Source organism: Allobosea sp. Root670 (assembly GCF_001429415.1).
GTDB lineage: Bacteria > Pseudomonadota > Alphaproteobacteria > Rhizobiales > Beijerinckiaceae > Allobosea > Allobosea robiniae.
On sequence record NZ_LMJU01000015.1, the window covers coordinates 406,462 to 426,952 of the forward strand.

At 67.8% G+C, this 20,491-nt stretch carries 24 protein-coding genes; 12 read left to right on the forward strand and 12 right to left on the reverse strand.

All coding sequences use genetic code 11. The features are described 5' to 3' along the window. The first annotated feature begins 2 nt into the window (after window positions 1-2). The 3 genes from ASE61_RS14350 (at window position 3) to ASE61_RS14360 (ending at window position 1,452) form a co-directional block, all read left to right on the forward strand. Window positions 3-524 carry a cupin domain-containing protein gene (locus ASE61_RS14350; protein ID WP_061967946.1) on the forward strand — a complete coding sequence of 174 codons (522 nt, stop codon included), beginning with the start codon at window positions 3-5 and terminating at the stop codon, window positions 522-524. Between the two features lie 179 nt (window positions 525-703). Then, complete coding sequence (locus ASE61_RS14355) at window positions 704-1,018, forward strand: hypothetical protein (RefSeq protein WP_244492839.1); 315 nt, start codon at window positions 704-706, stop codon at window positions 1,016-1,018. Beyond that, window positions 1,015-1,452, forward strand: coding sequence for a GNAT family N-acetyltransferase (locus ASE61_RS14360; RefSeq protein ID WP_061967950.1), 438 nt, complete (start codon window positions 1,015-1,017; stop codon window positions 1,450-1,452). Before ASE61_RS14355 ends, ASE61_RS14360 begins: the two co-directional genes overlap by 4 nt. A 16-nt stretch (window positions 1,453-1,468) precedes the next feature. Here the strand turns inward: ASE61_RS14360 and tsaA are convergent, their stop codons facing one another. Both tsaA and ASE61_RS14370 read right to left on the reverse strand, forming a co-directional pair. After that, complete coding sequence (gene tsaA / locus ASE61_RS14365) at window positions 1,469-1,960, reverse strand: tRNA (N6-threonylcarbamoyladenosine(37)-N6)-methyltransferase TrmO (RefSeq protein WP_061967951.1); 492 nt, start codon at window positions 1,958-1,960, stop codon at window positions 1,469-1,471. Between the two features lie 13 nt (window positions 1,961-1,973). Next, the gene (locus tag ASE61_RS14370) at window positions 1,974-2,180 is read right to left on the reverse strand and encodes a TOBE domain-containing protein (RefSeq protein WP_061967953.1); all 207 of its coding nucleotides are present in this window, start codon (window positions 2,178-2,180) and stop codon (window positions 1,974-1,976) included. A 117-nt stretch (window positions 2,181-2,297) separates the two neighbouring features. On the opposite strand from ASE61_RS14370, the gene modA reads away from it, so the two are divergent. The 7 genes from modA to ASE61_RS14405 all read left to right on the forward strand — a co-directional run bounded on the left by modA (window position 2,298) and on the right by ASE61_RS14405 (window position 10,263). Further along, on the forward strand, window positions 2,298-3,101 hold the full coding sequence (modA, locus tag ASE61_RS14375) for a molybdate ABC transporter substrate-binding protein (protein WP_061967955.1): 804 nt from the start codon (window positions 2,298-2,300) through the stop codon (window positions 3,099-3,101). 10 nt (window positions 3,102-3,111) lie between these two features. After that, complete coding sequence (gene modB / locus ASE61_RS14380) at window positions 3,112-3,816, forward strand: molybdate ABC transporter permease subunit (protein ID WP_061967957.1); 705 nt, start codon at window positions 3,112-3,114, stop codon at window positions 3,814-3,816. Further along, window positions 3,813-4,907, forward strand: coding sequence for a molybdenum ABC transporter ATP-binding protein (modC, locus tag ASE61_RS14385; RefSeq protein WP_061967958.1), 1,095 nt, complete (start codon window positions 3,813-3,815; stop codon window positions 4,905-4,907). The genes modB and modC overlap by 4 nt, the downstream gene beginning before the upstream one ends. 102 nt (window positions 4,908-5,009) lie before the next feature. Then, the gene (locus ASE61_RS14390; RefSeq protein WP_061968327.1) at window positions 5,010-7,496 is read left to right on the forward strand and encodes a heavy metal translocating P-type ATPase; all 2,487 of its coding nucleotides are present in this window, start codon (window positions 5,010-5,012) and stop codon (window positions 7,494-7,496) included. Window positions 7,497-7,498: 2 nt separating this feature from the next. Next, entirely contained in the window at window positions 7,499-7,909 is a 411-nt protein-coding gene (gene cueR, locus ASE61_RS14395) for a Cu(I)-responsive transcriptional regulator (RefSeq protein WP_061967960.1), read from the forward strand. A 166-nt stretch (window positions 7,910-8,075) separates the two neighbouring features. Next, the gene (locus tag ASE61_RS14400; RefSeq protein WP_061967961.1) at window positions 8,076-9,494 is read left to right on the forward strand and encodes a M20 family metallopeptidase; all 1,419 of its coding nucleotides are present in this window, start codon (window positions 8,076-8,078) and stop codon (window positions 9,492-9,494) included. A gap of 211 nt (window positions 9,495-9,705) precedes the next feature. Then, window positions 9,706-10,263 (forward strand): MarR family winged helix-turn-helix transcriptional regulator, encoded by a 558-nt coding sequence (locus tag ASE61_RS14405; protein WP_200959640.1) that lies wholly within the window; start codon window positions 9,706-9,708, stop codon window positions 10,261-10,263. Here ASE61_RS14405 and ASE61_RS14410 read toward each other — a convergent pair. The 10 genes from ASE61_RS14410 to ASE61_RS14455 all read right to left on the reverse strand — a co-directional run bounded on the left by ASE61_RS14410 (window position 10,220) and on the right by ASE61_RS14455 (window position 19,083). Beyond that, window positions 10,220-10,930 carry an ABC transporter ATP-binding protein gene (locus ASE61_RS14410; protein ID WP_061967963.1) on the reverse strand — a complete coding sequence of 237 codons (711 nt, stop codon included), beginning with the start codon at window positions 10,928-10,930 and terminating at the stop codon, window positions 10,220-10,222. The genes ASE61_RS14405 and ASE61_RS14410 overlap by 44 nt on opposite strands. Further along, a complete protein-coding gene (locus ASE61_RS14415) occupies window positions 10,930-11,703 on the reverse strand; it encodes an ABC transporter ATP-binding protein (RefSeq protein WP_061967965.1) in 774 nt (257 codons plus the stop codon). Before ASE61_RS14415 ends, ASE61_RS14410 begins: the two co-directional genes overlap by 1 nt. Then, the gene (locus ASE61_RS14420) at window positions 11,700-13,568 is read right to left on the reverse strand and encodes an ABC transporter permease (protein WP_061967966.1); all 1,869 of its coding nucleotides are present in this window, start codon (window positions 13,566-13,568) and stop codon (window positions 11,700-11,702) included. Before ASE61_RS14420 ends, ASE61_RS14415 begins: the two co-directional genes overlap by 4 nt. A 62-nt stretch (window positions 13,569-13,630) precedes the next feature. Further along, complete coding sequence (locus tag ASE61_RS14425; protein WP_061968331.1) at window positions 13,631-14,836, reverse strand: ABC transporter substrate-binding protein; 1,206 nt, start codon at window positions 14,834-14,836, stop codon at window positions 13,631-13,633. 392 nt (window positions 14,837-15,228) lie between these two features. Beyond that, entirely contained in the window at window positions 15,229-15,477 is a 249-nt protein-coding gene (locus ASE61_RS14430) for a hypothetical protein (protein ID WP_061967968.1), read from the reverse strand. 64 nt (window positions 15,478-15,541) lie between these two features. Then, complete coding sequence (locus tag ASE61_RS14435) at window positions 15,542-16,390, reverse strand: energy transducer TonB (protein WP_061967970.1); 849 nt, start codon at window positions 16,388-16,390, stop codon at window positions 15,542-15,544. Further along, complete coding sequence (exbD, locus tag ASE61_RS14440) at window positions 16,387-16,836, reverse strand: TonB system transport protein ExbD (RefSeq protein ID WP_061967971.1); 450 nt, start codon at window positions 16,834-16,836, stop codon at window positions 16,387-16,389. The genes ASE61_RS14435 and exbD overlap by 4 nt, the downstream gene beginning before the upstream one ends. 3 nt (window positions 16,837-16,839) lie before the next feature. Further along, the gene (exbB, locus tag ASE61_RS14445; RefSeq protein ID WP_244492840.1) at window positions 16,840-17,892 is read right to left on the reverse strand and encodes a tonB-system energizer ExbB; all 1,053 of its coding nucleotides are present in this window, start codon (window positions 17,890-17,892) and stop codon (window positions 16,840-16,842) included. Window positions 17,893-18,206: 314 nt separating this feature from the next. Further along, window positions 18,207-18,557 (reverse strand): winged helix-turn-helix domain-containing protein, encoded by a 351-nt coding sequence (locus ASE61_RS14450; RefSeq protein WP_061967973.1) that lies wholly within the window; start codon window positions 18,555-18,557, stop codon window positions 18,207-18,209. A 7-nt stretch (window positions 18,558-18,564) separates the two neighbouring features. Continuing rightward, entirely contained in the window at window positions 18,565-19,083 is a 519-nt protein-coding gene (locus tag ASE61_RS14455; protein WP_061967975.1) for a GAF domain-containing protein, read from the reverse strand. Between the two features lie 147 nt (window positions 19,084-19,230). Here ASE61_RS14455 and ASE61_RS14460 point away from each other — a divergent pair, with 147 nt between their 5' ends. Together ASE61_RS14460 and ASE61_RS14465 are read left to right on the forward strand one after the other, a co-directional pair. After that, complete coding sequence (locus ASE61_RS14460; protein ID WP_061967976.1) at window positions 19,231-19,656, forward strand: NUDIX hydrolase; 426 nt, start codon at window positions 19,231-19,233, stop codon at window positions 19,654-19,656. Further along, on the forward strand, window positions 19,653-20,444 hold the full coding sequence (locus tag ASE61_RS14465; protein ID WP_200959641.1) for a class I SAM-dependent methyltransferase: 792 nt from the start codon (window positions 19,653-19,655) through the stop codon (window positions 20,442-20,444). The genes ASE61_RS14460 and ASE61_RS14465 overlap by 4 nt, the downstream gene beginning before the upstream one ends. Window positions 20,445-20,491: the final 47 nt, after the last annotated feature.

Here is a 20,491-nt window from a genome sequence, read left to right on the forward strand (position 1 = left end):
CGATGAGCCACGATCACGACCATTCGCACGACCATCCGCATGATCACAGCCATGACGGCGAGCCGCGCTGGAAGCATGACGGCGTGCGCGTCATCTCCGGCGACAAGCTCGACCCGAACACGGCGCAGACACCCGGCATGTTCCGGCAGGCGGCGATCAACCATGCCCGCGTCGGCGCTCAGAAGATCTGGGCCGGCACCGTCGCGATCGAGCCCAATGCCAAGACCGGCGTGCACCACCATGGCGATCTCGAAAGCGTGATCTATGTCGTGAGCGGCAAGGCGCGGATGCGCTGGGGCGAGCGATTGGAATTCGTCGCCGAGGCCGGGCCGGGCGATTTCATCTATGTGCCGCCCTTCGTGCCGCACCAGGAGATCAACGCCGATCCTGACAACCCGTTGCAATGCGTGCTGGTGCGCTCGGACAACGAGGCGGTGGTGGTCAACATCACCGATGTCGACCCGGTCGAGAAGCCGGAAGAGGTCTACTGGGTCGACCCGATCCACAAGCACCCGCACGGGTGAACGGAGCGCGGCAGGTTCGCTGAAACAACCCCTGACCAACCATGTATCAGCCGCGCACTCCGGGCTATCGCAAGAGCGATGCGCAGATACGCTGGGCTCTGCCAGATCGGGTTTTCTTCGCCTGCGGCGCCTGCCACATCCTCGCTTATGCATTCCTTATGAGATGGGGGGAGCGTGGCATGCGGGCGCTCTGGATCAAGCCGGCGGCCGGCCATACTGGCAATCATATCTTCGTCGATGGCGGCGGCTGGGCCTTCGACTATCACGGCTATGCGGAGAAGGATCGGTTCCTTACTCACACCTGGCGCGGAGCCCGGAGGCGCTGGCCGGGTTGGCAGGCCTCCCTCATCGAACTCCCGGCCGATGTCCTCGTCTCGGAGGCGAAGTCGCGCGGCTATGGCGGCCTCTGGCTCCGCGAGCCCGGCCAGTTCCTGCATAACGCCATGCCGCGGGCCGAGGCCTATCTCGGCCGATTTCATCCGCCTCCGCCATGATCGTCGAGCTGCGCGAGATCACCGCGGCGACGGTCCGTACCATCTGCGGACTGGAGGTCGCGGAGGAACAGCGCGGGAATGTCGCGCCGGTCGCGATCTCGATCGCTCAGGCGCATTTCGAGCCGCGCGCAACCTTTCGGGCGATCTATGCCGGGGACGAGCCCGTCGGCTTCATCCTCTGGCGCGAGGACGACAAGCCCGATACCGCCTATCTCTGGCGCTTCATGATCGACCGGCGGCATCAGGGCAAAGGCTATGGACGCGCCGCGCTTGAGCAGACCTTCGCGATGCTGAAGACGCGCGGCGTCGCCAGACTCAGCACGAGCGTCGTTCGAGGAGAGCACAGCCCGCTGGGGTTCTACCTGTCGGCAGGGTTCATCGAGGCGAACGAAGTCACGAGCAGCGGCGAATGGCTGCTGAGGAAGAACCTCTAGACAAACGCCGACCGCCTCAGCCCGTCTCGAAATCGCCGGGCTGCGGCGGAGCGATCGGCGTGAAGAGCGTGCGGTCCGGCTTGATGTCGAGGAGCGGCGTTTCGTCGAGGCAGTCGAGCCCGCGCACCAGAAGCACCCGCCCTTCCCGCGCGACCAGCGTCGCGATCGAGGTGCCGATCGGATTGGGACGGACCGGCGTGCGCAGCGCGAAGGTGCCGTGGGTCTCGCCGTTATTGGCCGGGCTCTGGCGGACGAGATCGCGGCGCGACTGATGCAGCCAATAGAGCACCTCCAATCGCTCGAAGCGCTCGATGCCCTCCAGCGCCTCGTCCCAGGGCGGGAAGAGTTCGATGCGGCAGACCGGACCGTCCGCCCTGCCCTGACGCGGACAGACCAGCCGCGAGGTCCAGGGCGTGCGGATGGTGCCGATGAAGACGAGACCGGCGTCGGTCGCCTGTGGCGGCGCGACGGCGACCTCCTTCTCGCGGATCTCGTTCTCGCGGACCATATAAGCGAGCCCGTCAGTCGATCGCGATCATCACGTCGGAGGCCTTGACCACGGCATAGGCTTCCTTGCCGACGGTGAGGCCAAGATCGTCCACGGCCGCATTGGTGATCGAAGAGGTCACGATCGCGCCGCCGATATCGATGCGGACATGGGCCGTCGTCGCGCCCTTGGTGATCTCGACGATCCTGCCCTTGAGCTGGTTGCGGGCGCTGATCTTCATGGCTCGTCCTCTCCTTGCGACAACACGGCCGCCGCCGCGCCTTGACTTGGGTCGGGACGCGCGGCAACCATCGTTATATCCATCGATATACAACGAGAAATTCGAGCGAGGAACAACATGTTGAAGCGCCGCACCCTGCTGGGCATGGGCCTGGTCCTTGCCGTGAGCTTTGCTCCCGCCTTCGACGCCGCGCAGGCGCAGACGCAGGATCTCGTGATCTTCGCCGCCGCCAGCATGAAGAACGCGCTGGACGAGGCCGCCGCCAATTGGGTGAAGGAGAGCGGCAAGCCCGCGCCGAAGATCTCCTATGCCGCCAGCAACACGCTGGCGAAGCAGCTCGAGAACGGCGCCCCGGCCGATCTCTTCGTCTCGGCCGATCTCGACTGGATGGATTATGCGGCGAGCAAGAACCTGATCAAGCCGGATACCCGCGTCAGCCTGCTCGCCAACCGGATCGTGCTGGTCGCCGGCAAGGATTCGACCGCCAGGCTCGACCTCAAGCCCGGCGTCGATATCGCGGGCGCGGTCGGTGACGGCCGCCTCGCCATGGGCAATGTCGATTCCGTCCCGGCCGGCAAATACGGCAAGGCCGCGCTGGAGAAGCTGGGTAGCTGGGACAAGGTGAAGGACAAGATCGCGCAGGCCGACAATGTCCGCGCCGCGCTGCTGCTGGTCTCGCGCGGCGAGGCCCCGCTCGGCATCGTCTACGCGACCGACGCCGCCGCCGATCCGCAGGTCAAGGTGGTCGCGACCTTCCCCGAGGATTCGCACCCGCCGATCATCTATCCGGTCGCCGTCACCAAGGATTCGGCCAATCCCGACGCGCAGGCCTTCCTGACCTATCTGCGCAGCCCCGCCGCAAAGCCCGTCTTCGAGAAGCAGGGCTTCACGGTGCTCAACAAGGCCGCCAGCTCTTCGTGATCGCCGCTTCGTGACCGACTGGCTTACGCTTTCGCCTGAAGAATGGACGGCGGTGAGGCTCAGCCTCATCGTCGCCACGACCGCCATGCTCGCGAGCCTGCCGCTGGGGCTCGCGGTTGGCCTGTTGCTGGCGCGCGGGCGCTTCTGGGGCAAGTCCCTGCTCGACGCCATCGTCCATATGCCGCTGATCCTGCCGCCTGTCGTGACAGGTTATCTGCTGCTCGTCGGCTTCGGCCGGCGCGGGCCGATCGGCGAGTTCCTCTATGACTGGTTCGGGATCGTGCTCTCATTCCGCTGGACCGGCGCGGCGCTCGCTTGCGCCGTGATGGGTTTCCCGCTGATGGTGCGCGCCATCCGGCTCTCGATCGAGGCGGTCGACCGCAAACTCGAATCCGCCGCCGGGACGCTCGGCGCCAGCCCGCTCTGGGTATTCCTCGTCGTCACCCTGCCGCTCTGCCTGCCCGGCATCATCGCCGGCATGATCCTGTGCTTCGCCAAGGCGATGGGCGAGTTCGGCGCGACGATCACCTTCGTCTCCAACATTCCCGGCGAGACGCAGACCCTGCCCTCCGCGATCTATACCTTCACGCAGGTTCCGGGAGGCGATGCCGGCGCAATGCGCCTGACGCTGATCTCCATCGTGATCTCGGTCGCGGCGCTCTTCCTGTCCGAACTGATGGCCCGCATCGTCGGCCGCCGGATCGCCGTCGAATGACCGATGTCCTCGATATCGCCGTCCGCCACAGGCTCGGAGACTTCACGCTCGATTCGAGCTTCACCTCCGATGGGCGTCTCACCGCCCTGTTCGGCAGCTCGGGTTCCGGCAAGACCTCGCTGGTCAATGTCATCGGCGGGCTGATCCGCCCCGATTCCGGCCATGTCCGTGTCGATGGCGAGACGCTGGTCGATACCGGGCGCGGCATCTTCTTGCCGAAGCACCGTCGGCGCATCGGCTATGTCTTCCAGGAAGCACGGCTGTTTCCGCATCTCACCGTGCGGCAGAACCTGCTGTTCGGACACTGGTTCGTGCCGCGTGCGCAGCGCAAGCCGGCCGAGCTCGACAAGGTGCTGGACCTGCTTGGCATAGGCCATCTGCTGCGGCGTCGTCCCGGCGCGCTCTCCGGCGGCGAGAAGCAACGCGTCGCCATCGGCCGCGCCTTGCTGGCGCAGCCGCGCCTGCTGCTGATGGACGAGCCCTTGGCGGCGCTCGACGAAGCCCGCAAGGCCGAGATCCTGCCGCATATCGAGCGCCTGCGCGACGAGGCCGGCATTCCCATCGTCTATGTCTCGCATGCGCTGGCCGAGGTCGCGCGCCTCGCCACAACGGTCGCCATGGTCGAGAACGGGCGCATCGCCGCTTGCGGCCCCACGGCCGACATCCTGTCCCGCCCCGATCTGGCCGCACGGCCGGGCGCACCCGAGGCGAGCACGCTGCTATCCGCCGAGGTCGCCGGCTTCGAGGAGGCTTTCGGGCTGGCGCGACTGACGACACCAGCCGGACTGCTGACGATCGCGCGTGGCACGCTGCGGCAGGGCCAGCGGATCAAGATCCGCATCCTCGCCAGCGACGTCATGCTCAGCCTCGGCCAGCCAGCCGAGATCAGCGCGCTCAACGTGCTGTCGGGAAAGGTCTCCGAGATCGGCGAGCGCAGCGGCACCGGCGGCAGCACCGTGCATCTGCTCATCGCTTGCGGCGAGGCGAAGCTGGCGGCGCGCATCACTGCGAAATCCGTTGCCCTGCTGGGGCTGGCGCCCGGGAAGCCTGTCCATGCGGTGATCAAGAGCGTCTCGGTCGAGATGCCCTGAACCGGGCGCCGCACGGCCCTCCCAAAAAGTCATGGGACCAACCTTGACCTTCCCATAATGGGAAACCTTATATCGCCTGTCATCACCATGAAGGAGACGGCGATGACGGTCATCGACAAGAGCAGGAACGACCTCGAAACCCTAGATCTGGGCGTCGAGGGCATGACTTGCGCGAGCTGCGTCGCCCATGTTGAGCGCGCCATCGCGGCGGTGCCGGGCGTCGATGCGGTTTCGGTCAATCTCGCGACCGAGCGGGCGCATGTCAGCTTCGCGAAGGGCGGAACTGACCTGAAGCAGGTCGAGGCGGCGGTCCGCCAGAGCGGCTACACCCCGGTCGAGAACACGATCGAGTTGTCGGTCTCGGGCATGACCTGCGCCTCCTGCGTCGCCCATGTCGAGAAGGCCCTGCGCGCCGTGCCGGGCGTGATCGAGGCCACCGTGAACCTCGCGACCGAGCGCGCCAGCGTGAAGACGCTCGCCGGCAACGAGATCGTCCCGGCCCTGGTCAAGGCCGTCGCCGGCGCCGGCTATGAAGCGAGCCCGATCGCCGCGGCCGATGGCGATGCCGACACGCGCCGGCAGGCTGCCAAGGACGAGGAGCAGGGCAAGCTGCTGCGCTCCGTCATCCTCGCCGGCCTGCTGACGCTGCCGTTGCTCGTGGTCGAGATGGGCAGCCACATGTTTCCCTCCCTGCACCATTGGCTCGCCGGCACCTTCGGCGAGTGGAACGTGCGCGTCTTCTCCTTCGCGCTGGCGACCATCGTCCAGTTCGGGCCGGGTCTCGTCTTCCTGCGCAAGGGTTTCCCGGCGCTGCTGCGGCTGGCGCCCGACATGAACTCGCTGGTCATGCTCGGTACCGGCGCGGCCTATCTCTATTCGAGCGTCGCGACCTTCCTGCCGGACCTGCTGCCGATGGGCACGGAAGGCACCTATTTCGAATCCGGCGCGGTGATCGTGACGCTGATCCTGCTCGGGCGCTGGTTCGAGACCCGCGCCAAAGGCCGCACCGGCGCTGCCATCCGCAGCCTGATCGCGCTCCAGCCCAAGACCGCCCGCGTTCTGCGCGACGGCGCCGAGAGCGATGTCGCCGTCGACAGCGTCCGCCCCGGCGATGTCGTGATCCTGCGGCCGGGCGAGCGCGTCCCGGTCGATGGCGAGGTCACCGACGGCTCTTCCTTCGTCGATGAATCAATGATCACCGGCGAGCCCGCCCCCGTCCGCAAGGAAGCCGGCAGCACTGTCACCGGCGGCACCGTCAACGGCTCCGGCGCGCTGCGCTTCACCGCGCAGAAGGTCGGCTCCGACACGCTGCTCGCCCAGATCGTGCGAACCGTGCAGGCCGCGCAAGGCGCCAAGCTGCCGATCCAGGCGCTGGTCGACCGCGTCACCCTCTGGTTCGTCCCGGTCGTGATCGTGCTGGCATTGCTGACCTTTGCGGTCTGGCTGAGCTTCGGCCCGAGCCCGGCTTTGTCGCATGCGCTGGTCAATGCCGTCGCGCTGCTGATCATCGCCTGCCCCTGCGCCATGGGTCTTGCGACCCCGGCCTCGATCATGGTCGGCACCGGCCGCGGCGCCGAGCTCGGCATCCTGTTCCGTCAGGGCGACGCCTTGCAGGCACTGAAGGACGTCCAGATCGTTGCGCTCGACAAGACGGGCACGCTGACCAAGGGCAAGCCCGAGCTCACCGATATCGAGCCAGTCGCTGGCTTTGCTGCCGACGATGTGCTGCGCCTCGTCGGCTCGGCCGAGAACCGTTCGGAGCATCCGCTGGCGCAGGCGCTGGTCGCGGCCGCCAAGGCGCGCAATCTCACGCTCGCCGAGCCGGCCGATTTCACCAGCGATCCCGGCCGCGGTGTCACCGCGACGGTCGAGGGCCGCAAGGTCGCGATCGGCGGCCACCGGCTGATGGAAGAGGCCAAGCTCGACATCGCGCCCTTCGCCGCCCGCGCCAAGGCGCTGGCCGAGGCCGGCAAGACCCCGCTCTATGCCGCAATCGACGACAGGATCGCCGCAATCATCGCGGTTGCCGACGCGGTGAAGGAGACCACGCCCGCGGCCATCGCAGCATTGCACAAGCTCGGCCTCAAGGTCGCGATGGTGACCGGCGACGACCGGCGCACGGCGGAAGCGGTCGCGCGCGGCCTCGGCATCGACGAGGTCTGGGCCGAGGTGCTGCCAACCGACAAGGCCGAGGTGGTGAAGCGCCTGCAGGGCCGCGGCGCCAAGGTCGCCTTCGTCGGCGACGGCATCAACGACGCCCCCGCCCTCGCCCAGGCGGATGTCGGCATCGCCATCGGCACCGGCACCGATATCGCGATCGAAAGCGCCGATGTCGTGCTGATGTCGGGCGACGTCATGGGCGTGCCCCGTGCGATCGCGCTGTCGCAGGCGGTGATTTCCAACATCCGCCAGAATCTCGCCTGGGCCTTCGGCTACAACGCCCTGCTGATCCCGGTCGCGGCGGGCGTGCTCTATCCGGCTTTCGGCATCCTGCTCTCGCCGGTCTTCGCCGGGCTCGCCATGGCGCTGTCGAGCGTCAGCGTCGTCAGCAATGCACTGCGGTTGAAGCGCTTCAAGGTGGAGGCCTAGAGATGAATATCGGCGAAGCCGCAACCCGCTCCGGCGTCAGCGCCAAGATGATCCGCTATTACGAGAGCATCGGCCTGATCACCCCGCCGGCCCGCACGGCCGCGCAATACCGGGTCTATGCCGCCGACGACGTGCATACGCTGCGCTTCGTGCGCCGCTCGCGCGATCTCGGCTTCTCGCTGGAGGAGACGCGCGAACTGCTCGCGCTCTGGCGCGACAAGAGCCGGGCCAGCGCCGATGTGAAGAACCTCGCCATGGCGCATGTGCGCGAACTCGAGGAAAAGGCGGCGGAGCTCAAGGCCATGGCCGACACGCTGCGGCATCTGGCGACGCATTGCCATGGCGACCACCGGCCGGATTGCCCGATCCTGGCGGACTTCGCCGCCACACCATCGGCGCAGGCCAAAGCCTGAGACGCTGCTCCGCCATGCACTGAATGTCTGGACGGGGCGGTGCGGGATTGCTCATATGCCGCTGCCCACCAGAGGCGGGTCCGGCCCGGCCGCATCGGCCCCGTCGGGGAATCCGCCTCTCAACGAAAGACGGGGAGCGCCAAGGCGTTCTCCAGGCGGAACGACAATGGACAATCGAAACGATCTCTGGCGGCATGTCGATGCGAACAAGGAGCGCCTGATCGCGCTCTCCGACCGGGTCTGGGGCATGCCGGAGGTGTGCTACACCGAGAAGCGCTCGGTCGCCGAGCATATCGCGGAGCTGAAGCACCAGGGCTTCAAGATCACCGAAAACGTCGCCGATATCCCGACCGCGGTGATCGGCGAGGCCGGCGAAGGCGGCCCGGTCATCGCCTTCCTCGGCGAGTACGACGCCCTGCCCGGCCTGTCGCAGGAAGCCGGCGCTGCCGAGCACAAGGAAATCGAGACCAACGGACACGGCCATGGCTGCGGCCATAACCTGCTCGGCTCGGCAGCGATGCTCGCTGCGGTGGCGATGAAGGAGTGGCTGGCCGAGAACAAGATTCCCGGCCGTGTGCGCTATTATGGCTGCCCGGCCGAGGAAGGCGGCGCCGCCAAGGCCTTCATGGTTCGCGCCGGCGCCTTCGACGACGCCGATGTCGCGATTTCGTGGCACCCGTCGAGCTTCTGGGAGGTCGCTCCGGCCCTCGCGCTCGCCAATACCCGCGCCGATTTCGTCTTCACCGGCCGCGCTTCGCATGCCGCGGCGGCGCCGCATCTCGGTCGTTCGGCGCTCGATGCCGTCGAGCTGATGAATGTCGGCGTCAACTACATGCGCGAGCACATGCCCTCCGACGCACGCGTCCACTACGCGCTGCTCGATACCGGCGGCATCGCCCCGAACGTCGTCCAGGCCCATGCCCGGGTGCGCTACTCGATCCGCGCCCGTGACCTGCGCGGCATGCTGGAGCTCGTCCAGCGCGTGAAGAAGATCGCCGAAGGCGCGGCGCTGATGACGGAAACCAAGATGGAGATGCGCATCGTCAGCGCCGTCTCCGACCTCGTCGCCAACACGCCGCTCGAAGAAGCCATGCACAAGGTGATGGGCGAGCTCGGCGCGCCGCATTTCGACGATGCCGACAAGGCCTATGCCGAGAAGATCCGCGGCACGCTCTCCCCGCAGGAGATCGCCTCGATCTGGCGCACCATCGGGATGCCGGATAGCGGCGCCCCACTCGCCGACTTCCTCGTGCCGCGCGACGCCAAGCGCAACCCGGCGATCGGCTCGACCGATATCGGCGACGTGAGCTGGGCGGTGCCGACCGTGCAGGCCCATGCGCCGACGGTCGCGATGGGGACGCCGTTCCACACCTGGCAGGTGGTGGCGCAGGGCAAGTCCCCCGCCGCGCACAAGGCGATGGTCCATGTCGCCAAGGCGATGGCCGCAACCGGCGCCGCGGTGCTGAGCGACCCGGCCCTGATGGCCGCCGCCAAGGCCGACCACAAGGCCCGCCTCGGCAAGGAAGGCTACACCTCGCCGCTACCGCCCGAAGTGAAGCCGCCGCTGACGATGTCGCTGGGCTGATCGCGACGGCTTGCCGTCACATTCTCGGGCGCCGCAGAGCGGTGACCCGAGAACCTCGTGCCGAGAAGGGCGCTCTTCCTTCCTGAGATGCTCGGGTCAAGCCCGAGCATGACGGCTGCGGCTGCGTTGCCTTGCCGATTGAATGAACACATATGATCCGGGAGAATGAGCCTCTGCCATCAGCCGGCAGAATCGCCAGCCCGGAGCCAGCATGGATCGCGCAGAGGAATCGGAAGACGGGCTCGGCCGGCATCACCGCTCGGCCAGCGGCCCGGCCGATTCCGCGATGCCTGAACCCGTCGACCTCGCCGGCTATGTGCTGGACGAGCAGTTCGGCTTCCTGCTGCGGCAGATGCAGCAGCGCTATGTCGCGATGTTCCTGGAGATGATGGGCGCAGACGGGCCGACGCCGCCGCAATTCGCGGTCCTCTGCCGGCTCGCCGTCGACGGACGGATTTCCCAGAACCAGCTCGGCCGCATGACGGCGATGGACCCGGCCACGATCCGGGGCGTGGTGACGCGCCTCGCCGAGCGCGGGCTGGTCGAGCGCCTGCACGATCCCGACGACAAGCGCCGCGTGCTGGTACAGCTCGGCCAGCGCGGCCGCGAGCTGTTGCCGGATTATGTCGTCCGCGCCCAGGCGATTACCATCGCGGCGCTGGACCCGATGGCGGAGCGCGAGGTCGAGCCGCTGCTCGACGTGATGCGGCGCCTGCTCTCAGGCTTCAGACCGCCAGATACTGGCTCCGCGCCGCCTCGTCGGCCTTGAGCGCGGCCATCGTATCGTCGAAGCGGATCAGCCCCTTCTCGATGATGACGGCGCGGTCGGCGATGCTGCCGGCGAAATGCAGGTTCTGCTCGGAGAGCAGCACGGACAGCCCCTCGCCTTTCAGCACGCGGATCGTCTCCGCCATCGCCTCGACGATCACGGGCGCAAGCCCTTCCGAGGGTTCGTCGAGCAGGAGCAGGCGCGGATTGCCCATCAGCGTGCGGGCGATGGTCAGCATCTGCTGCTCGCCGCCGGACATGGCCCCGCCCGGCCGCTCGCGCATGCGGCCGAGATTGGGGAAGAGGTCGAAGAGCCGCTCCGGCGTCCAGTGCGGCGCGCCCTTGCGGGGCGGCTGGCGGCCGACTTCGAGGTTGTCCATCACGGTCAGTTCGGAGAAGACGCGCCGGTCCTCCGGGACATAGCCGATGCCGAGCCGGGCGATCTGGAAAGGCTCGCGGCCGGCGATCTCCTTGCCTTCGAAACGGATGGAGCCTCGCGGTTCAGGCACCAGCCCCATCACCGTCTTCATGGTCGTAGACTTGCCGGCGCCGTTGCGGCCCATCAGCGCGACGACCTCGCCATGTCCAACCGAGAAGCCGACGCCGTGCAGGATCTTGGCGCGGCCATACCAGGCCTCGACGCCCGCGAGTTCGAGGAGCGCCGTCATCAATGCCCTCCCGAGGTCGCGCCGGAGCCGAGATAGACCGCGCGCACCTGCGGATCGTTGCGGACCTCGGCACTGGTCCCGGAAGCGATCAACCGCCCCCGATCGAGCACCAGCACGCGATCGGCATGGGCGAAGACGACGTCCATGTCATGCTCGGTGAAGAGCACGGCGATGCCGTGCTGACGGGCGATGCGGGCCGTCAGCGCCATCAGGGCGATGCGCTCCTGCGGCGCCATGCCGGCGGTGGGTTCGTCCATCAGCAGCAGCTTCGGCGCGTTGGCGAGCGCGATGGCGAGTTCGACGCGCTTGAGATCACCATAGGCGAGCACGCCGCAGGCGCGTTCGGCCTGCTGGGTCATACCGACCTGATCGAGCAAGGCATCGGCCGGCTCGAGGCGGCGCTGGTCGGCGCGCCCGAACAGGCGCCAGCTCTCCCCGGCATGGGAGATCAACGCCATCTGGACGTTCTCGCGCACGGTCATCGAGGCAAAGGTTGCAGTGATCTGGAAGGTGCGGCCGACGCCGAGGCGCCAGATCTTGCGCGGTTCGAGCCCGGTGATCGGCTTGCCTTCGAGCAGAACCTCGCCGCGATCGGGCTTGAGCTGCCCGTTCAGCATGTTGAAGCAGGTCGTCTTGCCGGCCCCGTTGGGGCCGATCAGCGCGACCAGCTTGCCGGCCTCGACCGAGAAGGACACGCCATCGACCGCCTTCACGCCGCCGAAGGATTTGGCGAGATCGCGGGCTTCCAGCACGGGAGGCATGGACGCACTCATGCCACGGCCGTCGCCTGCGCGGCGCTCTCGCGTCGGGCGCGCCAGTACAGCCAGGTGCCGACGAGGCCGCGCGGGAACAGCACGACCAGAAGCACGATCGACAGCCCCAGCCCGAAGCGCCAATAGGCCGTCATCTTCGCGAGCTGTTCGTTCAAACCCATATAGGCGAAGGCGCCGACGACCGGTCCGGCGACCGTCTGGACGCCGCCGAGCAGCACCATCAGCAAGGCATCGACCGAGCGCGGGATCGCCATATAGGTCGGGAAGACCGAGCCCTTAGAGAAGGCGAAGAGCCCGCCGGCGATGCCGGCTGCGACCGCGGCGATGGTGAAGGCCGCCCATTGCAGGCGCCCGACATCGAGCCCGATCGCCTCGGCCCGCAACGGGCTGTCGCGGCCGGCCCGCAAGGCGTAGCCGAAGGGCGCGAAGATGATGACGCGCAGCGCCAGGATCACCAGAACGGCGATGGCGAGCGTAAGATAGTAGAATACCGTCTTGGGCACTGCCCAGGCCGAGGGCCAGACGCCGAGAATGCCGTTGTCGCCGCCGGTCAGGTCGACCCATTGGAAGGCGGTGGCCCAAGCGATCTGGGCGAAGGCCAGCGTCAGCATGGCCAGATAGACGCCCGAAAGCCGCACGCAGAACCAGCCGAAGATCGCGCCGGCGATGCCCGCCATCAGCGGCGCCAGCATCAAGGCCTCCTCCATCGGGCTGCCCAGCCATTTCACCGCCAGCGCCGTGCCATAGGCGCCCAACCCGAAATAGGCGGCATGGCCGAAGGAGGTGATGCCGCCCGGCCCCATCAAGAGATGCAGCGAAGCGGCGAAGACCGCAAAGATCACGAGATCGGTCAACGTCAGGACGACATGATCAGGCACGACCAGCGGCGCGAGGATCAGCAGGCTGAGCGCGACGGCTCCGAACAGCTTCGCCGCGCCGTCTGCGGGACTGAGCAGGAAGAGCTGGCCGGCATGGCCATGAGGCTCGACGGAGGCCTTGCCGAGTAGGCCGTGCGGCCGGACGATCAGCACCGCCGCCATCACCAGGAAGACCAGCACCAGCGTGATCTTGGGCAGGATCAGGATGCCGAAGGCGTGGAGCACGCCAATCAACACGGCCGCGAGATAGGCGCCGGTCACGCTGCCGAGCCCGCCGACCACCACGACCACGAAGGCCTCGGCGATCATCGACAGGTCCATGTGAAGGTTGATCGCCTCGCGCGGGAGCTGGAGCGCGCCGCCGAGCCCCGCCAGCGCTGCGCCGAAGGCGAAGACCGAGGTGAAGAGCAGGCGCTGGTTGACGCCAAGCGCGCTCACCATCTCGCGGTCCTGCGTCGCCGCCCGGATCAGCACGCCCCAGCGCGTCCGGTGGAACAAGAGCCAGATCAGGCCGAGCACGACCGGCCCGACGGCAATCAGGAACAGCTCGTAGCTCGGGAAGCGGTTGTCGAACAGGATGACGAAGCTGCGGAAGCCCGGCGCGCGCGGGCCGAGCTTGTCCTCCGGCCCCCAGGTCGCCAGCGCAATGTCCTGCAGCATCAGCACGACGCCGAAAGTCGCGAGCAACTGGAACAGCTCCGGCGCCTGATAGATTCGCCTGAGAATCAGGACCTCGATCAGCACACCGGCAAGGCCGGTGAGCAGAACGGCGAGGATGACGCCGCCCCAGAATCCGAGTGGATCGGCCGGGCCGAGCCAGGTCACCAGCGTGAAGGCCAGATAGCCGCCCAGCATGTAGAGCGAGCCGTGGGCGAAGTTCACGATGCGCGTGACGCCGAAGATGATCGACAGCCCGCACGCCACCAGGAACAGCGACGATGCCGAGGCCAGGCCGTTCAGGGTCTGGGTGAGGACGAGATCAAGCATGTGGTCTCGGGCGCAACACTACGGCCTTCAGGCCGTAGCGCCGCGCTCCATCTCAGGCAAGGTCAGACGGCTGGGCGTAGCTTGCGGACCTCGTCATCACCAGGCAGGTATTTGGCGCCGTCGCGATAGCTCCAGTCGACCATCACGCCCTTGCCGTCCTTCTGCGCGCTCTTGCCGACATAGGCGCCGAGCGTCGACTGGTGGTCGATCTTGCGGAACTCGATCGGACCGAAGGCCGAGCCGAACTTCAGCCCCTCGAAGGCATCGACCAGCTTCTCGTTGTCGGTGGAGCCCGCCTTGGCCAGCGCCGCGGCGATGGCCTGCACCGTCTCGTAGCCGACGACCGAGCCCAGCCGCGGATAGTCGTTGTACTTCGCCTTGTAGGCGTCGCGGAACTTGACGTGCTCCGGCGTCTGCAGGTCGGCATGGGGATAGCCGGTGATGATCCAGCCCTCCGGCGTCTCGGCGCCGAGCGTGTCGAGATATTCCGGCTCGCCGGTCAGCATCGAGACGACCTGGCGCCCCTCGAACAGGCCGCGCGTGTTGCCGGCGCGGACGAAATTGGCGAGGTCGACGGCGAAGGTGACGTTGAAGATCGCCTCCGGCTTGGCCGCTTCCAGCGCCTGCACGGTGGCGCCGGCGTCGATGCGGCCGAGCGCCGGGAACTGCTCGGCGACGAAGGTCACGTCGGGGCGTGCCTTCAACAGCAATTCCTTGAACCATTTCACGGCCGATTGGCCGTATTCGTAGTTCGGCGCGACGATCGCCCATTTCTTCGCCGGAAGCTTCGCCGCTTCCTCGACCAGCATCGCGGCCTGCATGTAGGTCGAGGGCCGCAGGCGGAAGGTGTAGCGGTTGCCCTTCGACCAGACGAGCGCATCGGCCAGCGGCTCGGAGGCGACATAGAGCCGCTTGTTCTGGTTGGCGTAGTCGGCGAGCGCCAGTCCCACATTGGAAAGGAAGCCGCCGGCGATGATGTCGACCTTTTCGGCCGTGGCGAGATCGGCGGCATGGCGCACCGCATCCTCCGGCTTGCCGGCATCGTCGCGGAACACCGTTTCGAGCTTGCGGCCGAGCACGCCGCCCGCCGCGTTGATCTGCTCCTGCGCCAGTTCCCAGGCCTGCCGATAGGGTTTCAGGAAGGCCGGCTGCGCGGTATAGGAGTTGATCTCGCCGATGCGGATCGGCCCCGCGCCCTGGGCGCGCGCCAGCGAGGGAACGCCGAGGGCAAGCGTGCCCGCGACGAAGCTGCGACGATCGATCTGCATCGGGTTTAAGTCCTTCGCCCTGCTGCGGCTGCAATCCGCGCCGATACCGCTCGCGCCGGGTCGGGCGAAGCGGAATTCATTTGCATGCATATGAATGAATAGATCCGGGCGCCTGTCAATCTGCCATTCTTGCAATGCAGCAGATGAGCAGGCGACTGACGGCAGCTCGCACGATCTTGCGGGAATCGCCCGAAATCCTTTGATTTCATTTGAGAAACGAGGCGCCTAAAAATAAGACAGCGATGCTGCCCTTTTGGCCTTGCAGGCGTCACCTGAGCTTACTATTTAAAGTGCAGCGCAGCAGAGATGTTGCGCCGCCCTCCTTGGGCGTTTCCTCCCTAGACTTGGGCTGCGCTTCTGGCGTGGCCCTTTTTTCTTGTCGGGATGCGCCCTTACCAGCGCCGGCCGTAGCCCCAGGGCCCGCCGAAGGAGGCGTCGAAGCGGTCGAAGCGATAGCGCCGCTCGGCCGCGCGATCGAGATCGAGCTGCATCAGGCAGTTCGAGAACGCCTCGCCCGGCGCGCGAAAACCATAGGAGCGGCAGCGCTCCTCGTCGATCGCGCGATACTGCGCCTCGGTGGTCACGCAGCCGCTCAATGCGAGGGCCAGCATCGCGCCGGCGGCAAGCCTGATGATCGTCATCGCGCTTCTCCTCTCGCTCATAACCATCCTACGCGCAGACGATAGCTCCGGTTCCCGGGCCAGCCTAGCGCGAGAACTTGATCGGCACGCTCAGCGAAATCGCTCCGCTGCCGAGCCCATCCGGCGGTGCCGGGACAGGGCTGGCGCGACGGATCATCGCGACCGCCTCCCCATCCAGCGCCGCATCGCCCGAGCCCCGGACGAGACGGGCCGAGAGCACACGGCCGCCGCGGTCGATGCTGAAGGCGACTTGGACCGTGCCGGGGCTGGCGCCTCCAGGGAAGCGCTTGTAGCGGTTGAGATGCGCCATCAGCGACCCGCGCCAGCTCGCGGTCGCGGCCGGAGACGGCGAGGACGCACCGGAATTGGGAGCCGCCGCGCGCGGAGCCGTCTGCGCCTGCGCTACCGGCGCCGAGGTCTGCTCGGCCTTGGGCTTGTCCGGGCGGATCGGCTTCTTCTTCTCGACGACCTTGGGTTTCGGCTTCGGCTTGGGCTTCTCCGGCGGAGGCGGCTTCGGCTGTTCCTTCGGCGGCGGGGTCAGGATCGCCGCAGCATCGGGCAGCGGCGGCAATTCGGGAATCCTGATCTCGGGCTCGGGGATCGCGACGGGCTCCGGTTCCGGCGGAGGCGGCTCGATCTCCTTGGGCGGCTCGACCGGTTCGGGCTCGGGCTGCGCTTCGGCCATCTCGGGGCCCGGCGCGACATCCTGCGGCGGCGCCTCGGGGGCGACGGCGAGCGGCGCGAGTTCGATCATCACGGCGGCCGGAGGCGCGCCCATCGCCGCCTCGGCGCGCTGCCAGTTGGCGATGACCCAGCCGGCCGTGCCATGGGCGCTCGCGACCACCAGGGCCGCAAGACTCCAGCGCAGGGCCGCCGGCGCGAAACGCGACAATGACGGGCGCTCGAGGCTCATGGCTTCGGCCCCGCAGCAGCCCCCTGCCCGGTGTCCTCAAGGCCGACCAGCGCGATCTTGAGATAACCGGCGTTGCGCAGCAGGTTCATCACGTTCATCAGCTCGCTATAGGCGACGCTGCCGTCGGCCCGCAGGAAGACCCGCTGCTCGCGATCGCTGTTCGTCTTCTGGTCGAGTGCCGTCTGCAGGGCCTCGCGCGGCACGGGATCATTGCCGAGCGCGAGCGTGAGATCGCCCTTCACCGTCAGGAACATCGGCGTGTCCGGCCGCGGCTGCGGCTGCGCGTTCGAGACCGGCAGGTCGACCGCGACATCGACGGTCGAGAGCGGCGCCGCCACCATGAAGATGATCAGCAGGACGAGGATGACGTCGATGAACGGCGTCACGTTGATGTCGCTGACCTCGCCGAGGTCGCCGTCCTGCGGCTCCTTGAGGGAAACGCCCATGATTCACTCCGCCGGAACGAGCGGCGCGGCCGCCACCGCCGCGGCTGAAGCCGAGGACGAATAGGCCGAACGCGGGGCCGGTGCGACGGCGCGCTGGCGGCGTTCCAGGTCGCGCGAGAGATGGCGCAGGATCTCGCCCGACGCATCGGAAAGCGTGGCGCGGTAGCCGGTGATCGCGCGGGCGAAGACGTTGTAGATGATGACGGCGGGGATGGCGGCGACGAGGCCGATCGCGGTCGCCAGCAGCGCCTCGGCGATGCCGGGCGCGACGACGGCGAGATTGGTCGTCTTGGCCTGGCTGATGCCGATGAAGGAATTCATGATGCCCCAGACCGTGCCGAACAGGCCGACGAAGGGGGCGGTCGAGCCGATCGTGGCGAGCAGGCCGGTTCCGCGCGCCATCGAGCGGCCGGCGCGCGCCTCGATCCGCGAGAGCGCGATGGCGACGCGCTCCTTGATACCGTCCTCGCCGAGGTCGGCCGAGCGGCGGGTCTCGGACAGGGCAGCGGACAGCAACAAGCCGACGGCGCCGCGCAGCTTGCCGTTCCTGCCCGCCGCAGCTCCGGCTGCCTCGCCCAGGTTCTCGGCCGCCTCGATGCGGCGCAGCGCCCGGCCGGCCGAACGCTTGGCAGCGGCCAGCTCCATCGCCTTGGCGAGCCAGATCGTCCAGGTCACCAGCGAGGCGAAGGCAAGCCCGAGCATCACGCCCTTCACGACGATATCCGCCGCCATGAACATGCCCCAGGGCGACAGGTCATGCGGCAAGGTCGCCGTCGCGGCCGGGGCCGGAGCCATCACAGGTGTCGCGGCCTCGCTGGTGGTCAGCGGCGGGTGAGCGGCGCTCGGCGGATTGATGCCGAGCTGAGGCAGCGCAGACGGCAGCGGATTGGTCGGCGTCGCGGGCTGGGTCGCGGGCGCCGGCTGAACCGGCTGGGTCTGTGCCGCAGGCGGGGCCGTTTCGGTGGGGGCCTGTGGGGCGGACTGCCCCGGCGCCTGGGCCTGGGCCGCGACCACGGACAGGCTCATCGCAACAAGAGCCAGACGAAACGCACGCATCATCACAAATCCAGCCTTCTCCGGAGGAGCGCCGCCCCGGCTCCAGCCGGTTCCAGCACCTGCTGCCGGGCACCAAGGGCCGGCAGCTTCCTCATTGGAATCATTACAAAAAAAGACTTGCAGCGGCGTTGCTGCATATGCGATACGCCTGTTCGAATCGGGCGGGCATGTCAAGGAAAAGCGGCTCGCCGGCTCTGCCCTCCGATGGGCCTCGGCCACGCGAAATCAGGCCAGCCCGCGCTTCCGGACGACCCTCACATATCCGCTATTCGATGAATGCAGGGCGCTGCCGACGCGGTGCGCGCGACAGCGATTCAGCCGCGCTCGGGCCGGTCGATCTCGGCCTGTAGCGCCGCGAGATGAGTCGCGGCAGCCTCGGTCGCAGCCTGCTCGACCGCGCGGAAGCGCAGGATGAGCGCTTCGCCGAGCGGAGTCAGTCGTGCCCCACCGCCATTGCGCCCGCCGACCTGGCGCTCGACCACCGGCTTGCCGAAAAGCACGTTCAGTTCCTCGACCAGTTCCCAGGCGCGCCGGTAGGACATCTCCATCGCCCGGCCGGCCGCCGAGATCGAGCCATGCGTCGCGATGTTCTCGAGCAGCGCGATCTTGCCGGGGCCGATCCTGCCTTCGGGGTCGAGCTGTATCCGCAGGCTGAGCGAGGGCACCGCCGCCTCAGGACGCTCTGGCCAGGGCAGCCTTGACGCCCTCGCCGCAGGCCGCGAGCCAGATCGCCGCGATGCGCTCGATGCCGGCCTGGTCGTCGGCATCGAAGCGCGCCGGTGACGGGCTGTCGAGGTCGATCACGCCGATGACGTCATCGCGTCCGATAAGCGGCACGACGAGTTCCGAGCGCGAGGCCGCATCGCAGGCGATATGGCCGGGAAAGGCATGGACGTCCTCGACCAGCATCGATTTCCGCTGTGCCACGGCCGCGCCGCAGACGCCCCTGCCGACGGGAATGCGGACGCAGGCCGGCTTGCCCTGGAACGGGCCGAGCACGAGCTCGCCTGATCGCATGATGTAGAAGCCGGCCCAGTTCAGATCCGGCATCATCTGGAACAGCAGCGCGGAGGTGTTGGCGGCGTTCGCGATCGGGTCGCTTTCGCCCATGAGCAGCGCTTCGAGCTGCGCCGCGAGCTCGCGATAGAACTCCGGCTTGCTGCCGGCGGCGATGCTGCGTGCCTCGAACATGATCCTGACGCCTTGCTTGCGTTCGCTCTCGAAATCCAGCGCCGGTTCCTACCACCATCCTCCCGGCCGCGCCATCGAAGAGGCCCCTTCCCCGTTCCCTGCGGATCGTGCCAATCCTCCCCTGCACCAGCCTGAGAGGAGTCGGTCGTGAGCGACGATACCCGGCAAATCCGCATCGCGGCCGCGCTGCTGACCGACGCGCGCCAGCGCCTGCTCCTGGTCCGCAAGCGCGGCACCGCCTGGTTCATGCAGCCGGGCGGCAAGATCGAGCCCGGCGAAGGGCCTTTCGACGCGCTCACCCGCGAACTCCGGGAGGAGCTGGGACTTACTGCTTCGCTGGAGGCTGCACGCCATTGCGGACGCTTCGCGGCACCGGCCGCCAATGAGCCGGGCTTCACCGTCGAGGCCGAGCTTTACGCCCTGCGTCTCGATGGAAAACCAGCGCCCGCAGCCGAGATCGCCGAGATCGCCTGGCTCGAACCCAACACGGCCTCCACGCTTCCACTCGCCCCGCTGACACGCGACCACGCCCTGCCGCTCTGGCGCTCCATGCTGACGGAGATATCCCGATGAACGACATGAGTTCGAGCCCGCGCCGCGCCGATGGCAGCGCCGGCGACGCCGATTACGGCCGCATCGGACAGGGCTATGCCTCCTATCGCCAGCCCGAGCCCGCGATCGCCGCGCTGATCGAGGCCGCACTCGGCCCGGCCCGGCGGGTGCTCAATGTCGGCGCCGGCGCCGGCTCCTACGAGCCGCGCGGCCGCGACATGATTGCGGTCGAACCCTCCGCCTCGATGCGGGCGCAGCGCCCGGCGGATATCGTCGCGGCGATCGACGCCACCGCGGAAGCCCTGCCCTTTCCCGACGGGCATTTCGACGCGAGCATGGCGACCTTCACCGTGCATCAATGGCAGCATCTCGATGCGGGCCTGCGCGAGATGCGCCGGGTGACGCGCGGGCCGGTCGTGATCCTGTCCTGTGATCCCGATCTGGTGCAGGCCTTCTGGCTCAACCACTATGCGCCGGAGGTGCTGGCGACCGAGGCGCGGCGCTATCCCTCGCTCGGTCATATCGGCACGGTTCTGGGCGGCGATGTCGAGATCGTCGCGGTGCCGATCCCGCTCGCCTGCCGCGACGGCTTCAACGAGGCCTATTACGGCCGGCCGGAACTCTTCCTCGATCCGGGCGCGCGCTCGGCATGCTCGGCCTGGAGCTTCGTCGGCGAGACCCAGAACGCCGCCTCGATCGAGAAGCTGCGCCAGGACCTGGACTGTGGCGCCTGGGACGATTGCTACGGCTTCCTGCGCAACCAGCCGAATTTCGACGGCTCGCTGCGCCTGGTCATCGCGCGGCCTTGAACCGAAAACGGAAGGGCCGGCCCCCTTGCGAGAACCGGCCCTTCTGA

Coding starts and splice junctions, on each gene's coding strand:
- ASE61_RS14350 (WP_061967946.1), top strand. CDS start 3: ATGAGCCACGATCACGACCATTCGCACGACCATCCGCATGATCACAGC.
- ASE61_RS14355 (WP_244492839.1), top strand. CDS start 704: ATGCGGGCGCTCTGGATCAAGCCGGCGGCCGGCCATACTGGCAATCAT.
- ASE61_RS14360 (WP_061967950.1), top strand. CDS start 1,015: ATGATCGTCGAGCTGCGCGAGATCACCGCGGCGACGGTCCGTACCATC.
- tsaA (WP_061967951.1), bottom strand. CDS start 1,960: ATGGTCCGCGAGAACGAGATCCGCGAGAAGGAGGTCGCCGTCGCGCCG.
- ASE61_RS14370 (WP_061967953.1), bottom strand. CDS start 2,180: ATGAAGATCAGCGCCCGCAACCAGCTCAAGGGCAGGATCGTCGAGATC.
- modA (WP_061967955.1), top strand. CDS start 2,298: ATGTTGAAGCGCCGCACCCTGCTGGGCATGGGCCTGGTCCTTGCCGTG.
- modC (WP_061967958.1), top strand. CDS start 3,813: ATGACCGATGTCCTCGATATCGCCGTCCGCCACAGGCTCGGAGACTTC.
- ASE61_RS14390 (WP_061968327.1), top strand. CDS start 5,010: ATGACGGTCATCGACAAGAGCAGGAACGACCTCGAAACCCTAGATCTG.
- cueR (WP_061967960.1), top strand. CDS start 7,499: ATGAATATCGGCGAAGCCGCAACCCGCTCCGGCGTCAGCGCCAAGATG.
- ASE61_RS14400 (WP_061967961.1), top strand. CDS start 8,076: ATGGACAATCGAAACGATCTCTGGCGGCATGTCGATGCGAACAAGGAG.
- ASE61_RS14405 (WP_200959640.1), top strand. CDS start 9,706: ATGGATCGCGCAGAGGAATCGGAAGACGGGCTCGGCCGGCATCACCGC.
- ASE61_RS14410 (WP_061967963.1), bottom strand. CDS start 10,930: ATGACGGCGCTCCTCGAACTCGCGGGCGTCGAGGCCTGGTATGGCCGC.
- ASE61_RS14415 (WP_061967965.1), bottom strand. CDS start 11,703: ATGAGTGCGTCCATGCCTCCCGTGCTGGAAGCCCGCGATCTCGCCAAA.
- ASE61_RS14420 (WP_061967966.1), bottom strand. CDS start 13,568: ATGCTTGATCTCGTCCTCACCCAGACCCTGAACGGCCTGGCCTCGGCA.
- ASE61_RS14425 (WP_061968331.1), bottom strand. CDS start 14,836: ATGCAGATCGATCGTCGCAGCTTCGTCGCGGGCACGCTTGCCCTCGGC.
- ASE61_RS14430 (WP_061967968.1), bottom strand. CDS start 15,477: ATGACGATCATCAGGCTTGCCGCCGGCGCGATGCTGGCCCTCGCATTG.
- ASE61_RS14435 (WP_061967970.1), bottom strand. CDS start 16,390: ATGAGCCTCGAGCGCCCGTCATTGTCGCGTTTCGCGCCGGCGGCCCTG.
- exbD (WP_061967971.1), bottom strand. CDS start 16,836: ATGGGCGTTTCCCTCAAGGAGCCGCAGGACGGCGACCTCGGCGAGGTC.
- exbB (WP_244492840.1), bottom strand. CDS start 17,892: ATGCGTGCGTTTCGTCTGGCTCTTGTTGCGATGAGCCTGTCCGTGGTC.
- ASE61_RS14455 (WP_061967975.1), bottom strand. CDS start 19,083: ATGTTCGAGGCACGCAGCATCGCCGCCGGCAGCAAGCCGGAGTTCTAT.
- ASE61_RS14465 (WP_200959641.1), top strand. CDS start 19,653: ATGAACGACATGAGTTCGAGCCCGCGCCGCGCCGATGGCAGCGCCGGC.